This is a genomic window from Paracoccus everestensis (genome assembly GCF_021491915.1).
Classification (GTDB): Bacteria; Pseudomonadota; Alphaproteobacteria; order Rhodobacterales; family Rhodobacteraceae; genus Paracoccus; species Paracoccus everestensis.
Window position 1 is genome coordinate 394,677 of the sequence record NZ_CP090836.1, and the last position, 18,702, is coordinate 413,378.

The 18,702-nt window shown below is 66.6% G+C and carries 17 protein-coding genes; 6 read left to right on the top strand and 11 right to left on the bottom strand.

Annotated features, from left to right (window positions below; all coding sequences use genetic code 11):
- Window positions 1-65: 65 nt before the first annotated feature.
- The 7 genes from LZ585_RS01940 to fsa form a co-directional block, all read right to left on the bottom strand.
- The gene (locus tag LZ585_RS01940) at window positions 66-308 is read right to left on the bottom strand and encodes a DUF982 domain-containing protein (RefSeq protein ID WP_234854785.1); all 243 of its coding nucleotides are present in this window, start codon (window positions 306-308) and stop codon (window positions 66-68) included.
- Window positions 309-410: 102 nt separating this feature from the next.
- Entirely contained in the window at window positions 411-617 is a 207-nt protein-coding gene (locus LZ585_RS01945; protein ID WP_234854786.1) for a cold-shock protein, read from the bottom strand.
- A 166-nt stretch (window positions 618-783) separates the two neighbouring features.
- On the bottom strand, window positions 784-1,656 hold the full coding sequence (locus tag LZ585_RS01950) for a 50S ribosomal protein L11 methyltransferase (protein WP_234854787.1): 873 nt from the start codon (window positions 1,654-1,656) through the stop codon (window positions 784-786).
- Window positions 1,656-2,231, bottom strand: a complete 576-nt coding sequence (gene msrA, locus LZ585_RS01955; RefSeq protein ID WP_234854788.1) for a peptide-methionine (S)-S-oxide reductase MsrA — start codon at window positions 2,229-2,231, stop codon at window positions 1,656-1,658. Before msrA ends, LZ585_RS01950 begins: the two co-directional genes overlap by 1 nt.
- A gap of 57 nt (window positions 2,232-2,288) precedes the next feature.
- On the bottom strand, window positions 2,289-3,218 hold the full coding sequence (locus tag LZ585_RS01960; RefSeq protein ID WP_234854789.1) for a tyrosine recombinase XerC: 930 nt from the start codon (window positions 3,216-3,218) through the stop codon (window positions 2,289-2,291).
- Window positions 3,215-3,910, bottom strand: a complete 696-nt coding sequence (locus LZ585_RS01965) for a DUF484 family protein (RefSeq protein ID WP_234854790.1) — start codon at window positions 3,908-3,910, stop codon at window positions 3,215-3,217. The genes LZ585_RS01960 and LZ585_RS01965 overlap by 4 nt, the downstream gene beginning before the upstream one ends.
- Window positions 3,911-3,928: 18 nt before the next feature.
- Window positions 3,929-4,582: a fructose-6-phosphate aldolase gene (fsa, locus tag LZ585_RS01970; protein ID WP_234854791.1), complete on the bottom strand. Its 654-nt coding sequence runs from the start codon at window positions 4,580-4,582 to the stop codon at window positions 3,929-3,931.
- Window positions 4,583-4,692: 110 nt separating this feature from the next.
- Here fsa and LZ585_RS01975 point away from each other — a divergent pair, with 110 nt between their 5' ends.
- Window positions 4,693-6,894 (top strand): primosomal protein N', encoded by a 2,202-nt coding sequence (locus tag LZ585_RS01975; RefSeq protein ID WP_234854792.1) that lies wholly within the window; start codon window positions 4,693-4,695, stop codon window positions 6,892-6,894.
- Window positions 6,895-7,097: 203 nt separating this feature from the next.
- On the opposite strand, the gene LZ585_RS01980 is transcribed toward LZ585_RS01975, so the two are convergent.
- The 3 genes from LZ585_RS01980 to LZ585_RS01990 form a co-directional block, all read right to left on the bottom strand.
- Window positions 7,098-8,051, bottom strand: coding sequence for a lytic transglycosylase domain-containing protein (locus LZ585_RS01980; RefSeq protein WP_234854793.1), 954 nt, complete (start codon window positions 8,049-8,051; stop codon window positions 7,098-7,100).
- 7 nt (window positions 8,052-8,058) lie between these two features.
- A complete protein-coding gene (locus LZ585_RS01985) occupies window positions 8,059-8,844 on the bottom strand; it encodes a hypothetical protein (RefSeq protein ID WP_234854794.1) in 786 nt (261 codons plus the stop codon).
- Window positions 8,845-8,965: 121 nt separating this feature from the next.
- A complete protein-coding gene (locus tag LZ585_RS01990) occupies window positions 8,966-9,814 on the bottom strand; it encodes a L,D-transpeptidase family protein (protein WP_390625087.1) in 849 nt (282 codons plus the stop codon).
- A gap of 306 nt (window positions 9,815-10,120) precedes the next feature.
- On the opposite strand from LZ585_RS01990, the gene LZ585_RS01995 reads away from it, so the two are divergent.
- From LZ585_RS01995 to dxs, 5 genes are read left to right on the top strand one after another with little or no spacing between them, the layout of a single operon-like run.
- Window positions 10,121-11,782, top strand: a complete 1,662-nt coding sequence (locus LZ585_RS01995) for an MFS transporter (RefSeq protein WP_234854795.1) — start codon at window positions 10,121-10,123, stop codon at window positions 11,780-11,782.
- Between the two features lie 9 nt (window positions 11,783-11,791).
- Window positions 11,792-12,712: a histone deacetylase family protein gene (locus LZ585_RS02000; RefSeq protein ID WP_234854796.1), complete on the top strand. Its 921-nt coding sequence runs from the start codon at window positions 11,792-11,794 to the stop codon at window positions 12,710-12,712.
- Window positions 12,709-12,945 carry an exodeoxyribonuclease VII small subunit gene (locus tag LZ585_RS02005; protein WP_234854797.1) on the top strand — a complete coding sequence of 79 codons (237 nt, stop codon included), beginning with the start codon at window positions 12,709-12,711 and terminating at the stop codon, window positions 12,943-12,945. Before LZ585_RS02000 ends, LZ585_RS02005 begins: the two co-directional genes overlap by 4 nt.
- Entirely contained in the window at window positions 12,945-13,808 is an 864-nt protein-coding gene (locus LZ585_RS02010) for a polyprenyl synthetase family protein (protein WP_234854798.1), read from the top strand. The genes LZ585_RS02005 and LZ585_RS02010 overlap by 1 nt, the downstream gene beginning before the upstream one ends.
- A 42-nt stretch (window positions 13,809-13,850) precedes the next feature.
- On the top strand, window positions 13,851-15,767 hold the full coding sequence (gene dxs / locus LZ585_RS02015) for a 1-deoxy-D-xylulose-5-phosphate synthase (protein ID WP_234854799.1): 1,917 nt from the start codon (window positions 13,851-13,853) through the stop codon (window positions 15,765-15,767).
- A gap of 275 nt (window positions 15,768-16,042) precedes the next feature.
- Here dxs and clpB read toward each other — a convergent pair whose 3' ends face one another.
- The gene (clpB, locus tag LZ585_RS02020) at window positions 16,043-18,682 is read right to left on the bottom strand and encodes an ATP-dependent chaperone ClpB (protein WP_234854800.1); all 2,640 of its coding nucleotides are present in this window, start codon (window positions 18,680-18,682) and stop codon (window positions 16,043-16,045) included.
- Between the last annotated feature and the right edge of the window lie 20 nt (window positions 18,683-18,702).

Below are 18,702 nucleotides of genomic sequence, written 5' to 3' on the forward strand. Positions count from 1 at the left end.
GAACGAACCCCCAATGCGGATGCAGAGGGGGTTTTTTCCTGTTCCGGCATCCGTCCCCTCAGGGATCAGCAGGGTTTGAACCCTGCCGTCCGGGCGGCATCCGAAAAGGCCGTGCGGGCCGATCCGACCGGCGTCATGCAATGGGCCGCCGCATCAAGCACCTGCGCGGCATGGCGGCGGGTCACGTCATCGACCGGCCATTTGCGTTGCAGCCAATAGGCGGCGGTTTCAAGGGTGGTGAAGGTCTTTACGTCGCCCTCGGGCGATACGACAAAGGACAGGGGCTGGCCCCAGTTGATTTCTATCAAAACTGATCTTTCAGGGAATGCATCCGATCCCGCGCCGGGGCGTCTGGGGATCGGGAATGGGAGGCGACAAATGCCGCCACCCGATGATGTCGCAAAGGCGTCTTAGGCCAGGGCGAGGTTGGTCGCCGATTCGCGGCCGTCGCGGCCACGTTCCACGTCAAAGGTCACGGCCTGACCGTCTTTGATCTGCTGGAGGCCAGCACGCTCGACGGCGGAAATGTGCAGAAACACGTCCTTCGTGCCATGCTCGGGCGCGATAAAGCCGAAACCCTTGGTTGCGTTGAACCATTTCACGGTGCCATTGGCCATCGTGATAACTCCTGTCATTGTATGCCACCCGCGAGATTGCGATGGCGCGGCTCAGTCGTCGCAGGAACATCTGAAGCCGTAAAGCAGACAGAAGGTCGAAGGAAGAACATCAGCCAAGCCTACATAACGAATCGCGGCCGGTTTTTCAAGTCCGGCCTTTTGCCGGTCAGGATCGCCGCGTCAGGGTCAGCGCGGACCAGTCCCCAAGGTCGTCGCGCCGGTCCAGGCCAAAGCCCTGCGCGCCATAGATATCCAGAACCTCGTCCGCCTGCGTGGTCAGGATGCCCGACAGGATGATGCAGCCTTCCGGCGCGACCATCTGGGCCATCTGGGGGGCCAGGTCGATCAAGGGCTGCTTCAGGATATTGGCCAGCACCAGATCATAAGGCGCGTTGTCTTCCAGCATCTGGTGGCCAAAGCCCGCAGCCTCGATGCAGATCACGCGGCCGTCCAGGCCGTTGGCGATGACATTGGCGGCCGCCGTGTCCACAGCCACCGCGTCGATGTCGCTGGCCAGCACCGTGACAGGCCACAGCCGCGCCGCCCCCATCGCCAGAACGGCGGTGCCGCAGCCGATATCGACGACGCGGCGGGGCTGGAAGCCCTGGGTGGCCAGCCGGTCCAGGGCCTCGAGGCAGCCCTTGGTGGTATTGTGGTGGCCGGTGCCGAAGGCCATCGCGGCCTCGATGCACAGGGCCTCGACCCCCTCGGGGACGGTGTCGGCATCGTGGCTGCCATGGACATAGAATCGGCCCGCGCGCACCGGGGTCAGTTCGCGCCTGACATGGGCTACCCAGTCCACGTCCGGCACTTCCGAGATCGCGAAGGGATTGGCGCCATGAACAGCGGCCAGCAGCGCAAGCGCGATATCGTCGGGGCTTTCGGTGAAATAGGCGCCCACTTCCCAGCGGTCCGACCCGTCCTCGATCTCGAAGACGCCGGTGCCGAAGGGTTCGGGATCCAGATCCTCGCAAGCCTCGGCAAGGGCTTCGGCGGCCTGGCGGCCCTGGGTATGGGTCAGCGCGGAATAGGTGGTCATCAGATCGGATCCGGGTTGGGCAGGCTTGCCTCTATCCCCGTGCCCTTCAGGCCGCAATAACCGTCGGGGTTCTTTTCCAGATACTGCTGATGCGCCTCATGCGCGGGCCAGAAGGGGGCGGGGCCGATGATCTGCGTGGTGATCTTGCCAAAGCCCGCCACGGCCAGGCGGTTGTCATAGTCGATCTTCGAGGCCTCGGCCGCCGACCACTGGCTGTCGTTGAAGGCCATGATCAGGCTGCGATACTGGCTGCCGATGTCGTTTCCCTGCCGTTCCCCCTGGGTCGGGTCGTGGTTTTGCCAGAACAGTTGCAGCAGGTGGTCATAGCTGATCTTGGAACTGTCATAGATGATGCGCACGACCTCGGCATGGCCGGTGGCGCCGGTCTTGACCTGGTCATAGGTCGGGTTTTCAACCGTTCCCCCGGCGAAGCCCACCTGGGTCAGCCAGACGCCGTTCTGCTGCCAGAACAGCCGTTCCACGCCCCAATAGCAGCCCATGCCGAAGATCGCCTGGTCAAGGCCCTGCGGGACGGGTGCGTCCATGGGACGGTCGAAGATCGCGTGTGTGGTCATGGTGACATCCTTCTGATCCTGCGCGGTGAACGCGGCAAGGCGGGGCGGGGTTCGATGTCAGCCCCGCGGATGCGCGGCATGATAGACCGCCATCAGATGCGCATCGTCCACCCCGGTATAAACCTGGGTCGTGGACAGGCTGGCATGGCCCAGCAATTCCTGGATGGTGCGCAGGTCGCCCCCCGCTGCCAGCAGATGCGTGGCAAAGGAATGGCGCAGGGCATGGGGTGTGGCGGTAGGCGGCAGGCCAAGGGATGCGCGGGCCTTTTGCATGGCGCTGTCGATGACCCCGGTCAGCAGCCGCCCCCCCCGCACGCCCCGGAACAGCGGCTGGTCGGGAACCAGGGGCCAGGGGCATTGGCGCAGGTATTCGGCCACGCCGTCACGCGCCACCGGCAGGACGGGGACGTGCCGCTGGCGCCCGCCCTTGCCGGTGATGGTCAGGCTGTCCCGGAAAGGCCAGTCGGCGCCATCGAGGTTCAGGGCCTCGGATATGCGCAACCCGCAGCCCCACAGCAGGGTCATCACCGCCACGTCGCGCGCGGCCACCCAAGGGGTGTCATGGCCGATTGCCACCATGTCCAGCGTGTTCCGGGCCTGGTCGGGCGTCAGGGGGCGGGGCAGGGAGCGGGTGTATTTCGGGCTGCGCGTGGACAGGGCGGCGGACAGGTCATAGCCTTGGCGATCCGACATCCAGCGCAGAAAGCTGCGCACCGCCGACTGCCTGCGCGCCAGCGACCGCGCGCCCAGGCCCCGCGCGCGTTCCGAGGCGGCGAAGGCGCGCATATCCCCCTGACGCAGTTCGGCCAGCGACTTGGGTGTCGCGGGTTGCCCGTGATGGCCGCCCAGAAAGCCCAGAAAGGCCAGAAGGTCGCCGCGATAGGCGGTGATGGTGTGGTCCGACCGGTCGCGGGTCGCGGCCTCGACCTCCAGCCAGCGGGCCAGGGCATCGGCCATGGCGGGGGCCAGGGCCAGCGGCGGGGTCATCCGCGCAGCCGCGACAGCATCACCAGCCGGAAGACCTGGGCAAAGAACCGCAACAGGTCGGTGCCATGGGCAGGCATGAAGCGGGTCTTGTCGCCGCTGCCCATCAACAGCATGGCTCGGGGCCGCCGTGCGCCCAGGTCGATGGGCAGCATCGCTTCAGACGCGACCTGGCGGCCATGCAGGGGCTGGGTAATGGGGGATGCGGGGCGCAGGACGATATCGTCGCCTCGGGGCGTGCGCCGCCCGGCGGCGATGATCCGGCCGATGGCGCCTTCGGGCACAACCACCGCATCCTCGGGCAGGCCGGGAATGGCAGGGTCGGGTTCGATCACCAGCCGCAGCGTCTCGATCCGCAGCAAGGGCGCGATATCCGATTGCAGGCTGTCCACCAGTTCCGCAAGGTCTGCCGATTCCAGCAGGCCGATCACGGCGCGATGGATCACCGCCATCCCCGACTGGTTGTCGAAGGCCGCGGCGATCACGCTCTCATGCTGGGTTTCCAGCCGGTCGAGGCGCGTTTCCAGCACCTCCATCGCGCGGCCGCGGATGTCGATCACATTGTCGCCGATCTCGGCCTCGCGGGCGGCGACAAGGGCGCGCATCAGGTCGCGGTCTGCCAGGATGACGCCGGGATCGGCCAGCAGCTTGTCGCGTGTTTCGGGATCAAGCCCCGCCTGCTGTTCCGCCGTCATGCCTGTCCCCTTGTGTGTTCAGCCGATCTTCTGACCGGTCTTGGCCCAATCCGCAGTGAACTGTTCCACACCCTTGTCCGTCAAGATGTGCTTTGCCATCGACTTGATGACGGCGGGGGGCGCGGTGATCACGTCGGCACCGATCTTGCCCACCTCGATGATGTGGTTCACCGACCGGATCGAGGCCGCGAGGATCTGGGTTTCATAGCCATAGTTGTCGTAAATCTCGCGGATGTCGGCGATCAGGTCCACGCCGTCCAGGCCGATGTCGTCCAGCCGGCCCACGAAGGGGCTGATGAATGTCGCGCCCGCCTTGGCCGCGAGGATCGCCTGCGCGGGGGAAAAGCACAGCGTGACGTTGACCATGTGGCCTTCGTCGGCAAAGGTCCGGCAAGCCTTCAGCCCGTCCCAGGTCAGCGGCACCTTGATGGCGATGTTCTTGGCGATCTTTGCCAGGTGGCGGCCTTCGCGGATCATGTCTTCGGCGCTTTCGGCCACGACCTCGGCTGAAACGGGGCCTTCGACCATGGCGCAGATCTCGGCGGTGACCTCCTCGATGTTGCGACCCGCCTTCAGGATCAGCGAGGGGTTGGTGGTCACGCCATCAACCATGCCCAGTTCGTTCAATTCGCGGATGGCATCCACATCGGCGGTATCAAGGAAGAATTTCATGGTCATGCTCCGGGTAAGGCGGTTCGCTGGGGTGATAGCGCAAAACCGCCTCAGCCGAAAGGGGCAGGGCGGGCCTTGCATCGGAGGCGGGGCGGGGCTTTATCAAGGCGATGAAAACCCTGCCCACATTTTTTCCCGCTCGTGCCCGGATCGGCGTCCTGACGGTCGAACCCGTCGGCGTGCTGGATTACTTGGCGCCCGAAGGCGGGGTGGCCCAGGGGCAACTGGTGTTGGTGCCGCTGGGCCCGCGCCGGGTGGTGGGCCTGGTCTGGGGCGAAGGCCTGGGCGATTTCGACCTGGCCAAGCTGCGCCCCGTGGCGCGCGTGCTGGATGCCGATCCCTTTGACGCACGATTCCTGGATTTCCTGACGCGCGCCGCCGATTACACCCTGACGCCGCTGCCCTTGATGCTGCGCATGGCGACGCGGGCGCCCGACCTGGACCAGCCGCCTGCCGCGCGCCGGGTGATCGTGCCGGGCGGCGCCCCCCCGACCCGCATGACCGAGGCGCGGGAGCGGGTCATGCAGGTGGTGGCCGATCACGGCGGGGCAAGCTTTGCCCCGTCCGAACTGGCGCAGTTGGCAGGCGTCGGCACCGCGGTCGTCAAGGGCCTGGTCGCGGCAGGCACCCTGGCCGAGGTTCAGGCCCCGCGCGACCTGCCCTATCCGCTGTTGGACCCTGCCCGCCCCGGCAAGCCGCTGGACGCCGACCAGCAGGCAGCGGCGGATGCCCTGCGCGGCGCGGTCCGGTCGGGCGGTTACGGCACCACCCTGCTGCGCGGGGTCACCGGATCGGGCAAGACCGAGGTTTATCTGGAAGCCGTCGCCGAATGCCTTGCCCAGGGCCGCCAAGCCCTGGTCCTGCTGCCCGAAATCGCGCTGTCGGCCGAATTCATCGACCGGGTCGAGGCGCGGTTCGGCGCGCGGCCCGGCGAATGGCACAGCGGCATCACCCGGTCCGAACGCCGCCGGCTGTGGCACATGGCCGGGCGCGGCGATGCGGGCCTTGTGGTGGGTGCCCGGTCCGCGCTGTTTCTGCCCTTTCGCGACCTGGGCCTGATCGTCGTGGATGAGGAACACGATTCCAGCTACAAGCAGGAAGACGTGGTCTATTACAGCGCCCGCGACATGGCGGTGCTGCGGGCCTCCATCAACGGGGCGCAGGTGGTGCTGGCCTCGGCCACCCCGTCCCTGGAAAGCTGGGTGAACGCGGGCATCGGAAAATACCGGCGGCTGGATCTGCGGTCGCGCTATGGCACCGCCGAACTGCCCGACATGGCCTCCATCGACCTGCGGGCCGAGGAAATGCCGTCGGGCCGCTGGATATCCCCCACGCTGGCAAGCGCGGTCGAATCGCGGCTGGCGCGTGGCGAGCAGTCTTTGTTGTTCCTGAACCGGCGCGGATTCGCGCCCGTGACCGTCTGCCGGGCCTGCGGCGAACAGATCGGCTGCCATCAATGCGACGCGCGGATGGTGGAACACCGCTTCCAGAACCGCCTGATCTGCCATCAATGCGGCGAAACCCGCCCCATCCCGCTTGCCTGCCCGTCCTGCAAGGTCGAAGGCAAGCTGGCCCCCATCGGCCCGGGTGTCGAGCGCATTGCCGAGGAGGTGGCGGCCCGCTTTCCCGACGCCAAGGCCACGGTCCTGTCCTCGGACCTGTTCTATTCCGCCCGCGCCCTGAAGGACACGATTGCGGAAATCGCGAATGGCGACACCCAGATCATCATCGGCACGCAGATCGTCGCCAAGGGCCATAATTTTCCGCGCCTGACGCTGGTGGGCGTGATCGACGCCGACCTGGGCCTGCAAGGCGCGGACCTGCGCGCGGCGGAACGCAGTTTCCAGCTGATGCGGCAGGTCGCGGGCCGGGCGGGGCGCCTTGCGGGAACGGCGCCGGGGGTGGCGCTCTTGCAAACCCACCAGCCCGACCACCCGGTCATCCGCGCCATCCTGGGGGGCGAGGACGAGGCCTTCTGGAACGCCGAAGCTGCCGGGCGCCAGGCTAACGGAATGCCCCCCTTTGGCCGTCTGGCGGGGATCATCCTGTCCCATCCCGACCTGGGCATCGTCGCCGATTTCGCCCGCCACCTGGCCTCTCATGCAGCACCCCTGGAACAGGCGGGTGCGCAACTGTGGGGACCGGCCCCTGCGCCCATCGCGCGGATCCGGGGGCGCCACCGGATGCGGATGCTGGTCCATGCGCCACGCCAGGCGCCCGTGCAAACCGCGATTGCCGACTGGCTGGCCCCGCACAAGCCGCCCACGAACCTGCGGCTGTCGGTGGACATCGACCCGCAAAGTTTCCTTTAGCAGCTGACCCGGGAACCCCGTTCGCAAGCCGCCCATGCCCTTTGCTGTCAGAGAGGTCGAACCGTCAGGATTCCGGGGCTGCTTGTGGTCCAGCCGGCGCGCATCCTTGTCCAGGCTGGTGCAATAGCCTAGGGCAGGGCCTGCGCCCCAAGGTTAGATGGCTGCCAAAAGGGCGGACGGGCCAACAGCCATCGCGCCCGGGATCAATTCCGCAACACAATGCAGCGCCCGCCCAGCTGCTTGAGCCGATTGCAGAAGGCTGCGGCCTCGCGCTTGCTGTCCCAGCCGATCTGCGCGGTATAGACGGCGCGAGGCATTCCGGTGATGCGCTTCCTGACATAGCCCACCTGCTTGTCCCCCAGGATCGGGCGCAGGCTGCGGTTCAGGCGGGCAACCTGCTGGATGGCGCCCGACTGGCTGGGATGGCTGGCCACGATCACACCCCAGGGGAAAACCTTGGGCTGGATCATGAATTCGCGCAGGCGGCGGTCGCCCGCCAGCTTCTCGCAGGCGGGACGGAAGGCCATGTCGGGGTTCAGCGCCATTTTCAATTCGCTGGCCGGGGGCGGGTTGTCGCGCCAGCGAAGCGCCTCGAACCCGGTGATCGAGGCCACGTAATCCTGCGTTTCATAGGGCAGGCCTCCGGTCCGGGCGACAAAGCGCGCCGCGCGGTTTTCACCGCCGTTATAGGCAACGGCGGCCAGGCCGATATTGCCGAACATTGCGGTCAGGTGGCCAAGGTACCAAGCCGACTTGTGGATCGCCTGCGCCGGGTTGAAGGGATCGTGCAGGTCGTAAAGATCGGCGGTGCCCGGCATGAACTGCGCAATGCCAAGCGCACCCACGGGGCTGATCGCACCCGGTTCGAACCGGCTTTCCTTCCACAACAGCCGGGCCAGGAAATTCGGGTCCAGGCCGCGTTCCGTCGCGTTCCTTTCGATCAGCTTGCAGACATCGGCGGCGTAATGGTCCAGCCGCACGCAATCGCGCCCGTCATCCGTGCAGCGCAGCGTTTCCGACTGGCGGGCAGGCGGGCGCCCGGCCAGGGCATCGACTGCCGGAAGCGCCTGCGCAGGCGCGGCCAGAACCGCGAGAGCCGCAGCCGCTTTCCAGAACCCGCCAGCCATGCTGCGGCAAAGGGCGACCAGACCCATCATGTCCGCATCAAGCGTTTTCCGAAGGCTCGGACGCCCGTGCCTTGCCTTTTCCCCTGCCCTTGCCCCTGGGCTTGTCCGTCTTTGCGTCCTCGGCCTTGCGGGCGGCTTTCGTGGCCTGGCGAGCGGCCTTTCTTTCAGCCTTCTCGGCTGCCTTGACCGCGTCCTTTTCAGCCTTGCGGGCGGCCTTGCGCGCCACTTTCTCGGCCTCTTTCGCGGCTTTGCGAACAGCCTTGTCCTTGGACTTTGGCGCAACGGCGGCATCGCCTGCCACGGGCGGAGGGATGGTGACGGCGGGCGCCGCGGGTTTGAACGGGGCTGACATTGCGGCGGCCTGCGGCGCGGGATCCAACGGGGCAGGGGCTGCGGGCTTTGCCCCGGCCTTGGCGACGCGGCGCGATCCGGTGCGCAGGTCGGCCTTGCGATGCTCGGCCTTTTCGCGTCCCGCAGGTTTGCGGGCCGGGGACGCGGGCTTGCGCTTGGCGGACTTGGTGGGCGGCTTTGGCTTGGCTGCAATGCCTTCGACGGGTTTTTCGCCCGCTTCCTGCGGGGCGGTCTTGCGTCTGCGCCGCTCGGCCTTGGCCCGTCTTGCCGCGTTGACCAGAAGGTTTGCCGCTGTCACTTGGCCGTTTTCGCCCCTTGGTCCCGCCTGGCCCAATGCGGCTTCCAAGTCGGCGATCAGCCCCGACAGCCCCGGATCGTCCATCTGCCCAAGCGCCGGGCCACGGCTGTTTTCGGTCAAGGCCCGCTGTTCGGCGGACAGCAGTTCCTGTTCCAGCTTGCTGTAGTTGGGCATCGCTACTTCCTTGGCGCGGGCCTTGTTTTTCGCGCGGATTTTGCGAAAGATTCTTGGGATTTGCAAATGGAAAGGCCCCGGCGGAACCGGGGCCCTTCAAGGCGCGGTCAGCGTGACGCCCTTACTGGACGGCGCTTTCCACCGGGGACATCGTCGTCACCGGCGCGCTGTAGGGCGTGGAGATGGTCGTGACCGCATAAGGATCCGTGACTTGCGACGTGGTCGGGGCGACGAGGGCCGCAGCCATGGGCGCCTGCCCGGCGGGCGTGACATAGCCTTCCGGCGTCTCGATCATCTGGCCTTCATAGCGGATGCTTTCAGCCTCGCTGCGGACATGGACTGTGGTGCCGTTGCCGACCTGGCCGAACAGATCCATGATGTCCTGGTTGAACAGCCGGATGCAGCCAGCCGAGGTGGCTTTTCCGATCGAGGACGGGTCCATCGTGCCGTGGATGCGGTAATAGGTGTCGCGCCCGCCTTCATACAGATACAGCGCCCGCGACCCCAGGGGGTTGTGCATGCCGCCCGACAGCCCGCCCGCGAATTGCGCATAAAGATCGGGCTGGGTGCGGATCATGTTGTCCGTCGGGCGCCAGCTGGGCCATGCGGCCTTGCGCGCGATGGTGGCGGTTCCGGCATAGCCGGTGCCGGTCCGCCCCACAGCCACGCCGTATCGCATCGCCTGGCCACCCGGCTGCACATGATAAAGCACGCGTGCATAAGGATCGACCACGATCGTGCCGGGCCCTTCGGGACCGTTATAGGGCACCTGCTGGCGCTGATTGCGCTCGGTCAGATAGGCGGCGCGGACGGCGGGGATCGGGATCACCTCTCCGTTCGGGCCGGTATCGGTGCGGGCCTGATAGGCTTCGGGCACAGGGGGAGTGGCCAGCGTGATGGGCTGGCTGCTTCCACATGCGGCTAGGCCCAGGGCAAGCGCCGTAAACAGGGTAACAAGACGCATCATCATTTTCCTTCATGGCATCGGGCAGCCTGTCGGAGGCGCCGGCAGCATCCAAGACTTCGTGTGAAACACCCCCATCCGCAGGACGGAGGGTGATTCGCGCTATGGTTCATCAGCCTGTCACAGGCAGGGGCCGTCAAGACTTGCGGCCCAGCCCGGCGCGTAACAAGGCTTGCGTTGTGGCGAAAGGGCGGCAGTCCGGTCAAGATTGGCTAACGGCGGAACAAATTCCTGTTTGTTTTGGTTTCATCGCCATCGAAAGAAGCGCGCTCGTCCGACATTGCCCTGCCGCATCCGGCTGGCTAGGCTGACGTGAAGCCCAAAGCGACGGTGTCCGTGACCGATCCGACCTCCTCCCGATCTTCGGCCCTGGCCCCCTTCCGCCACCGAGATTTCCGCCTGTTGTGGAGCGCGACCCTGGTCTCGAACTTTGGCGGGCTGGTGCAGGCGGTGGGCGCGGCTTGGCTGATGACGCAGCTGACCGACAGCGCCACTCTGATTGCCCTGGTGCAGGCATCCAACACGCTGCCCATCATGCTGCTGGCCCTGGCATCGGGCGCCCTGGCCGACATCTTCGACCGCAAGGCGATCCTGATGTTTGCGCAATGCTTCATGGCGGCGGTATCGCTGGCCCTGGCGGTGGTCGCGTGGCAGGGCTGGCTGACGCCCTGGCTGCTGCTGGCCTTTACCTTTCTGATCGGGGCGGGGCAGGCGCTCTACAACCCGCCCTGGCAGGCCAGCATGGGCGATCTTGTGCCGCGCGCCGACCTGCCTGCCGCCGTCACGCTGAACTCGGTCGGGTTCAACCTGATGCGCTCCGTCGGGCCTGCGGCGGGCGGTTTCATCGTCGCGGTCTTCGGGGCGGCGGCGGCATTCGCGGTCAACGCGCTCAGCTATGCGCCCTTGCTGGGGGCGCTGCTGCGGTGGCGCCCGAACATCGCCCCCCGCACCGCCCCGCCCGAGGAATTCCTACCCGCCGTTGCCGCTGGCCTGCGCTATGTCTTTCTGTCGCCGAACCTGATGAAGGTGATCGGGCGCGGCGCCCTGTTCGGATTCGCCGCCGTGTCCGTGCTGGCGCTGCTGCCCCTGGTTGCCAAGTCCCACCCCGAGGGCGGGTCGATGTTGTTCGGCGGATTGCTGGGCTGCTACGGCATCGGCGCCATCGCGGGGGCTGCGCTGAACCCGCGCATCAGGACGCGGTTCAACAACGAGAACATCGTGCGCATGGCCTTTGCGGGCTTTGCGTTGTCGGCCATCGTCCTGGGGCAGACGCAGGCCACCTGGATGCACGCGCTGGCCTTGTTGCCCGCCGGCGCCTCCTGGGTGCTGGCCTTGTCGCTGTTCAACGTCACCGTGCAACTGTCCACTCCCCGCTGGGTCGTGGCTCGCGCACTTGCGCTGTACCAGACGGCGACCTTTGGCGGCATGGCGGCGGGATCCTGGATCTGGGGCAGCATCGCCGGGGCGCACGGACTGGGCGATGCCCTGACTGCGGCGGGTGGCGTGCTGCTGGCGGGGGCGGTGATCGGCGTCTGGTTCAAGGTGCCGGAATTCGGCACGGCCGACCTGGATCCGGCCAACCGCTTCCGCGAGCCGGCGCTGCGGCTTGATCTGCGGGGACGGTCGGGACCGATCATGGTGATGGTCGATTACCAGATCGCCCAGAAGGACACGGTCGAGTTCCTGCGCCTGATGCAGTTGCGCCGCAACATCCGCCGCCGCGACGGGGCACGGAACTGGGCGCTGCTGCGGGATCTGGAACATCCCGACCTGTGGTCCGAAAGCTATCACATTGCCACCTGGGACGAATATGTCCGCCACAACCTGCGCCGCACGAAATCCGACGCGGAAATCACCGAGGCCCTGCGCGCCTTGCACCAGGGCGAGGGCGGCCCGCTGGTTCACCGCATGATCGAAAGAAACAGCGTCGGTCCCGAGGACGACCTGCCCCTGATCGGCAAGATGGATATCTGAGGAAACATCATGACCACGGCCCTGTTCACCCATCCCGACGCCGAACGCCACATCACCCCGCCCGGCCATGCCGAACAGGTCGCGCGCCATGCCGCCGTCCTGGACGCGCTTGCCGACCTGCCCCTCGACCGGCGCGAGGCGCCGCGCGCGGACGAGGCCGAGATCCTGCGCTGCCATCCCTTGTCCTATCTTGAGCGGATCCGCGACGCGATCCCCGAGGAAGGCTGGCAGATGCTGGACGCCGACACCCACATGTCGCCCGGCAGCCTTGATGCCGCGCTGCGCGGCGCAGGGGGCGCGGTGGCGGCCGTCGATGCCGTGCTGGCAGGCGAGGTCCCCAATTCCTTTGTCGCCATGCGCCCGCCCGGCCATCATGCCGAACGCGAAACGCCGATGGGTTTCTGCATCTTCGGCAACGCGGCCATCGCGGCGATGCGCGCCCTGGATCATCATGGGCTGGACCGCGTGGCGGTGCTGGATTTCGACGTGCATCATGGCAACGGCACGCAGGATCTGCTGTGGAATGAACGCCGCGCCTTCTTTGCGTCCAGCCACCAGATGCCGCTTTATCCGGGCACCGGGGCGGCGTCGGAACAAGGCGCGCATGGGCAGATGGTGAACGTGCCGCTGCGGCCTGGATCGGACGGGGCGGCGGGGCAGGCGGCATGGCGCGACATTCTGTCCCGCTGCCGCGATTTCGCGCCGCAGCTGGTCATCGTCTCGGCCGGGTTCGACGCCCATGCGGCCGATCCGCTGGCGCAACTGAACTGGGATGACGATGACTTCGCGGCCATCACCCGCATGATCTGCGACATGGCGGCGGATCTGTCAGCCCCCGTGGTATCCTGCCTGGAAGGTGGATATGATCTGGACGCCCTGGGCCGGTCCGCCCGCGCCCATGTCCAAGTCCTGCTGGAGGCCCGAGAATGACTGACATCGCGACCATGAGCTTCGAGGAAGCCATGAAGGAACTTGAGGCCACGGTCGGCAAGCTGGAAACCGGCGACGCGTCCCTGGACGAATCCATCAAGCTTTACGAACGCGGCGCCGCCCTGCGCCAGCATTGCGAAAAACGCCTGCGCGAGGCCGAGGATCGGGTGGAAAAGATCACCCTTGCGGCCAATGGCCAGCCCACAGGGACGGAACCGGCCGAGGGGCTGTGATGCATGACCGGCTTTCGGCGGTAAAGAGCCAGGTCCAAGCCGCGCTTGACCAGGTGATCGGGGATATGCCCGGCGGCGAATTGCGCAATGCGATGGGTTATGCCTGCGCGGGCGGCAAGCGCATCCGGGCCTTCCTGGTCATGGAATCCGCCCGCCTTCATGGCGTGGCCGATGATGCCGCCCTGGCGGTCGCTGCGGCGGTCGAGGCGCTGCACGCCTATTCCCTGGTCCATGACGACCTGCCCGCGATGGATGACGACGACCTGCGGCGGGGTCAGCCCACCGTCCATGTGAAATGGTCCGAGGCGACCGCGATCCTGGCGGGCGATGCCTTGCAGACCCTGGCCTTCGGGTTGCTGGCCAGTCCCGCCATTGGCGATCCCGCTGCCCGTGTCCGTCTGGTCGCGGCCTTTGCGCAGGCTGTCGGCGGGGCAGGGATGGTCTGGGGGCAGGCGCTGGATATCGCGGCTGAATCTGCCGCGGCCCCGCTGACCCTGGCCCAGATCACCCAGTTGCAGGGCGGCAAGACCGGCGCCCTGATCCGTTTTGCCGCCATCGCAGGGCCGCTGATCGCCGATGCCGACACTGGGCCCCTAGCCCGATACGCCGATGCCGTGGGCCTTGCCTTCCAGATCGCCGACGACATCCTGGATGTGACCGGAAACGAAGTTGTGACCGGCAAGCGCGTGGGCAAGGACGCATCGGCGGGCAAGGCGACTTTCGTGTCCCTGCTGGGTCTTGCCGGCGCACGCGCCGAGGCCGCGCGGCTGGTCGCGGATGCCGATGCTGCCCTTGCCCCCTATGGCGAAGCCGCTGCAAACTTGCGCCAATTGGCGCGTTTCGTTATCGAACGCGACACCTGACCGACGCCCGCCCCTGCAATCTTTCGCCCGAAGGGCCAGCCGATGACCGACCTGACCAAGACGCCGATCCTCGACCGGGTCACGCTGCCCTCGGACATGAAGTCGCTCAGCGACCGTGAACTGCATCAGCTTGCCGACGAACTCAGGGCGGAAACGATCAGCGCGGTCAGCGTCACCGGCGGGCATCTGGGCGCGGGCCTGGGCGTGGTGGAACTGACGGTGGCGCTGCACGCGGTCTTTGACACGCCGCGCGACAAGATCATCTGGGACGTCGGCCACCAGTGCTATCCCCACAAGATCCTGACCGGCCGGCGCGACCGCATCCGCACGCTGCGCATGGGCGGCGGGCTGGCGGGCTTCACCAAGCGGGCCGAGAGCCCCTATGACCCTTTCGGCGCGGGCCATTCCAGCACCTCAATCAGCGCGGCGCTCGGCTTTGCCGTGGCGCGCGATCTGGGCGGCGATCCGGGCGATGCCATCGCGGTGATCGGCGACGGCGCCATGAGCGCGGGCATGGCCTTCGAGGCGCTGAACAATGCGGGCCATCTGGGCAAGCGGCTGATTGTGATCCTGAACGACAACGAAATGTCGATCGCCCCGCCGGTGGGGGCGCTGTCGTCATACCTGACCAGCCTTTACACGCGCGGCCCGTTCCAGGATCTGAAGGCCGCCGCCAAGGGCGCCGTGGGCCTGTTGCCCCCGCCCTTCCAGGAAGGCGCGCGCCGGGCCAAGGAAATGCTGAAGGGCATGACCATCGGTGGCACGCTGTTCGAGGAACTGGGCTTTTCCTATGTCGGCCCGGTCGACGGGCATGATCTGGACCAGCTTCTGCCGCTGCTGCGCACAGTGAAGTCGCGGGCGACCGGCCCTGTGCTGATCCATGCCATCACGAAGAAGGGCAAGGGCTATGCCCCGGCGGAAAACGCCTCCGACCGCGGGCATGCGACGGGCAAGTTCGATATGGTGACGGGCGTGCAGGCCAAGGCCAAGTCGAATGCCCCCAGCTATACCTCTGTCTTTGCCAAGGCGCTGATCGACGAAGCCGGGCGCGACGACAGGATCGTCGGCATCACCGCCGCCATGCCGGACGGCACGGGACTGAAGCAGTTCGCCGAACGCTTTCCGCGCCGGACCTTCGACGTGGGCATCGCCGAACAGCACGCCGTAACCTTCGCGGCGGGACTGGCGGCGGGCGGCATGAAGCCCTTTTGCGCGATCTATTCGACCTTCCTGCAGCGCGGCTATGACCAGGTGGTTCATGACGTGGCGGTCCAGAACCTGCCCGTGCGCTTTGCCATCGACCGCGCGGGGCTTGTAGGCCAGGACGGGCCGACCCATGCGGGCGCCTATGACATCGCCTTCCTGGCGAACCTGCCCGGCATGGTCGTGATGGCCGCAGCCGACGAGGCCGAACTGTTGCACATGGTCGCCACCGCCGCCGCCCATGACAGCGGTCCCATCGCCTTCCGCTTTCCGCGCGGCGAGGGAACGGGCGTCGAAATGCCTGAACGCGGGCAAGTGCTGGAGATCGGCAAGGGCCGCATCGTGCAGCAGGGCAAGGGCATAGCCATCCTGTCCTTTGGCACCCGCCTGTCCGAGGCGCAGAAGGCCTGCGAATCGCTGGCCGCGCGCGGCCTCACGCCCACGATCGCCGATGCACGTTTCGCCAAGCCGCTGGACCGCGACCTGATCCTGCGGCTGGCAGGCAGCCATGACGCGCTGATCACGCTGGAAGAAGGTGCGGTCGGCGGTTTCGGCAGCCATGTCGCGCAATTGCTGGCGGACGAAGGGGTGTTCGACCGTGGCCTGCGCTTCCGGTCCATGGTCCTGCCCGACCGCTTCGTCGATCACGACGCGCCCTTTGCGATGTATGACACATCCGCGCTGAACGCCGCCCATATCGAAGCCAAGGTGCTGGAGGTCATGGGCGTGGCGCAACTGGCGGGCAAGACGGCATGATCTGACTGCCCAAAGTGCGGGCAGCGTGCCGATCTGATGATCAGGATGCAGGATTTTCTCTGCGTTGCAGCATGATCTTCGTCATGTAACGGAATACCGGAAGGCATCTGGCGCATTATGGACATGCGGGCAGGTTCCTTCCCGCTTCCCTCCGACCAGGACGGTCCCTGCCGTCAAAGCCGCCAGAGACGCGCCTTCCTCCCTGCGAAGTCTCTGGCGGCCTCTCTCGCAAGGGAAAAGCGCGGGACTTTCCCTTTGCCCCGCGCTGTTCGTGCTCAGTGAACGGTTGCCTCGGGCTTGGGGCCCTCGCCGACGGCCCCAAGCTTGTGACCCGCCCGGCCGATGCGGTTTTCGACGATCAGCCCGTCCGGCCCGGCGCTGACATGGACGGTCTGCCCGTCCAGAACCTCGCCCGACAGCAGCAGTTCGGCCAAGGGATCCTGCAAGGCCCGCTGGATCACCCGCTTCAGGGGACGCGCCCCGAAGACCGGATCATAGCCTTGGTCGGCCAGCCATTTGCGCGCCGCATCGTCCAGATCCAGCGTGATCTTGCGCGGGGCAAGCCGCTGTTCCAGACGCCGCAACTGGATGCTGACGATCCCGTCCATGTTCTGCCGCGACAGGCGGCGGAAGATGATGATCTCGTCCAGGCGGTTCAGGAACTCGGGCCGGAAATGGGACCGGACCGCCTCCATCACCTGTGCCCGCGCATCGGATGAATCCGACCCTTCGGGCAGATGCGACAGCGCCTGCGACCCCAGGTTCGAGGTCAGGATGATCAGCGTCTGCTTGAAGTCCACCGTCCGGCCCTGGCCGTCGGTCAACTGCCCGTCGTCCAGAACCTGCAGCAGCACGTTGAAGACATCCGGGTGGGCCTTTTCGACCTCGTCGAACAGGATCACCTGATAGGGTCGCCGCCGAACGGCCTCGGTCAACACGCCGCCTTCGTCATAGCCGACATAGCCCGGAGGGGCGCCGATCAGCCGCGCCACGGAATGTTTTTCCATGAACTCGGACATGTCGATGCGGACCATCGCGCTGTCGTCGTCGAACATGTATTCGGCAAGCGCCTTGGTCAGTTCGGTCTTGCCGACGCCGGTCGGCCCCAGGAACAGGAACGACCCCAGCGGGCGGTTCTCGTCATTCAGGCCGGCGCGGGCGCGGCGGACGGCGTTGCTGACCGCCACGACCGCTTCCTGCTGGCCGATGACGCGAGCCCCGATCTGTTCTTCCATCTTCAACAGCTTCTCGCGCTCGCCTTCCAGCATCTTGCTGGTGGGGATACCGGTCCAGCGTTCCACGACCTCGGCGATCTGTTCGGGGCGCACTGCTTCCTCGACCATCAACCCGTCCGGGCCGCCATTCTCGGCCTCGGCCAACTGCTTTTCCAGGCCGGGGATGATGCCATAGGACAGTTCCCCGGCACGGGCCAGGTTGCCCTCGCGCTTGGCCCCGTCCAGTTCGGCCCGCGCGCGGTCAAGCTGTTCCTTGAGGTGGCGCGAGCCTTCCAGCTTGTCGCGCTCGGCCTGCCAGCGGGCGGTCATCTCGGCCGACCGCTGCTGCAGGTCGGACAGATCTTTTTCCAGCCGTTCCAGCCGGTCCCTGGATGCCGCGTCGTCTTCCTTTTTCAGCGCCTCGGCCTCGATCTGCATCTGCAGGATCTGGCGGTCGAGCTGGTCCAGTTCCTCGGGCTTGCTGTCAACCTCCATGCGCAACCGGCTGGCGGCTTCGTCCATCAGGTCGATGGCCTTGTCGGGCAGGAAGCGGTCGGTGATATAGCGGTGCGACAGCGTGGCAGCGGCGACAAGGGCGGCGTCGGAAATGCGGACGCCGTGGTGCAGTTCGTATTTTTCCTTGATGCCGCGCAGGATGCTGATCGTGTCCTCGACCGTCGGTTCCTCGATCAGGACCGGCTGGAAGCGCCGGGCCAGGGCCGCGTCCTTTTCGATGTACTTGCGGTATTCGTCCAGCGTGGTCGCGCCGACGCAATGCAACTCGCCCCGGGCAAGCGCAGGCTTGATCAGGTTGGCGGCGTCCATCGCCCCGTCGGTCTTGCCCGCGCCGACCAGGACGTGCAGTTCGTCGATGAACAGGATGATTTCACCGGCGGCGTTCTCGATTTCCTTCAGGATCGACTTCAGCCGTTCCTCGAATTCGCCTCGGTATTTGGCGCCCGCGATCAGCGCGCCCATGTCCAGCGCCATCAGTCGCTTGTTGCGCAGGGATTCGGGCACGTCGCCGTCGATGATGCGCAGGGCCAAGCCTTCGGCGATGGCCGTCTTGCCGACGCCGGGTTCGCCGATCAGCACCGGATTGTTCTTGGTGCGGCGCGACAGCACCTGCATGGCACGGCGGATTTCCTCGTCCCGGCCGATGATCGGGTCGATCTTGCCGTCGCGCGCCGCTTGCGTCAGGTCGCGGGCGTATTTTTCAAGCGCCTCATAGCTGTCCTCGGCGGACGCACTGTCCGCCGTGCGGCCCTTGCGGATGTCGTTGATGGCGGCGTTCAGGTTCTGGGCGGTGACGTTGCCCGCCGAAAGCGCGTCGCGCGCGTTGGTGTTGACCATGGCAAGCGCCATCAGGATACGCTCGGCCGGGACAAAGCTGTCGCCCGCCTTCTTGGCGACCTGCTCGGCCTCGTCCAGCACGCGCACCAGGCTGGGGTCCACATAGACCTGGCCATTGCCGCCCTTGACCTTGGGCAGCTTGGCGACCGCACCATCCACGGCTTCCTTCACGCGGCGCGCATCGCCGCCCGCGCGGGTGATCAGGTTCGACGAAAGCCCCTGGTCGTCATCCATCAGCGCCTTGAGCAGATGTTCAGGCACGACCCGCTGGTTTTCCTCGCGGATCGCGATGGTCTGGGCGGCCTGCATGAAGCCGCGCGACCGCTCGGTGAACTTTTCCATGTTCATCGGCATATTCTCCTTGTGCT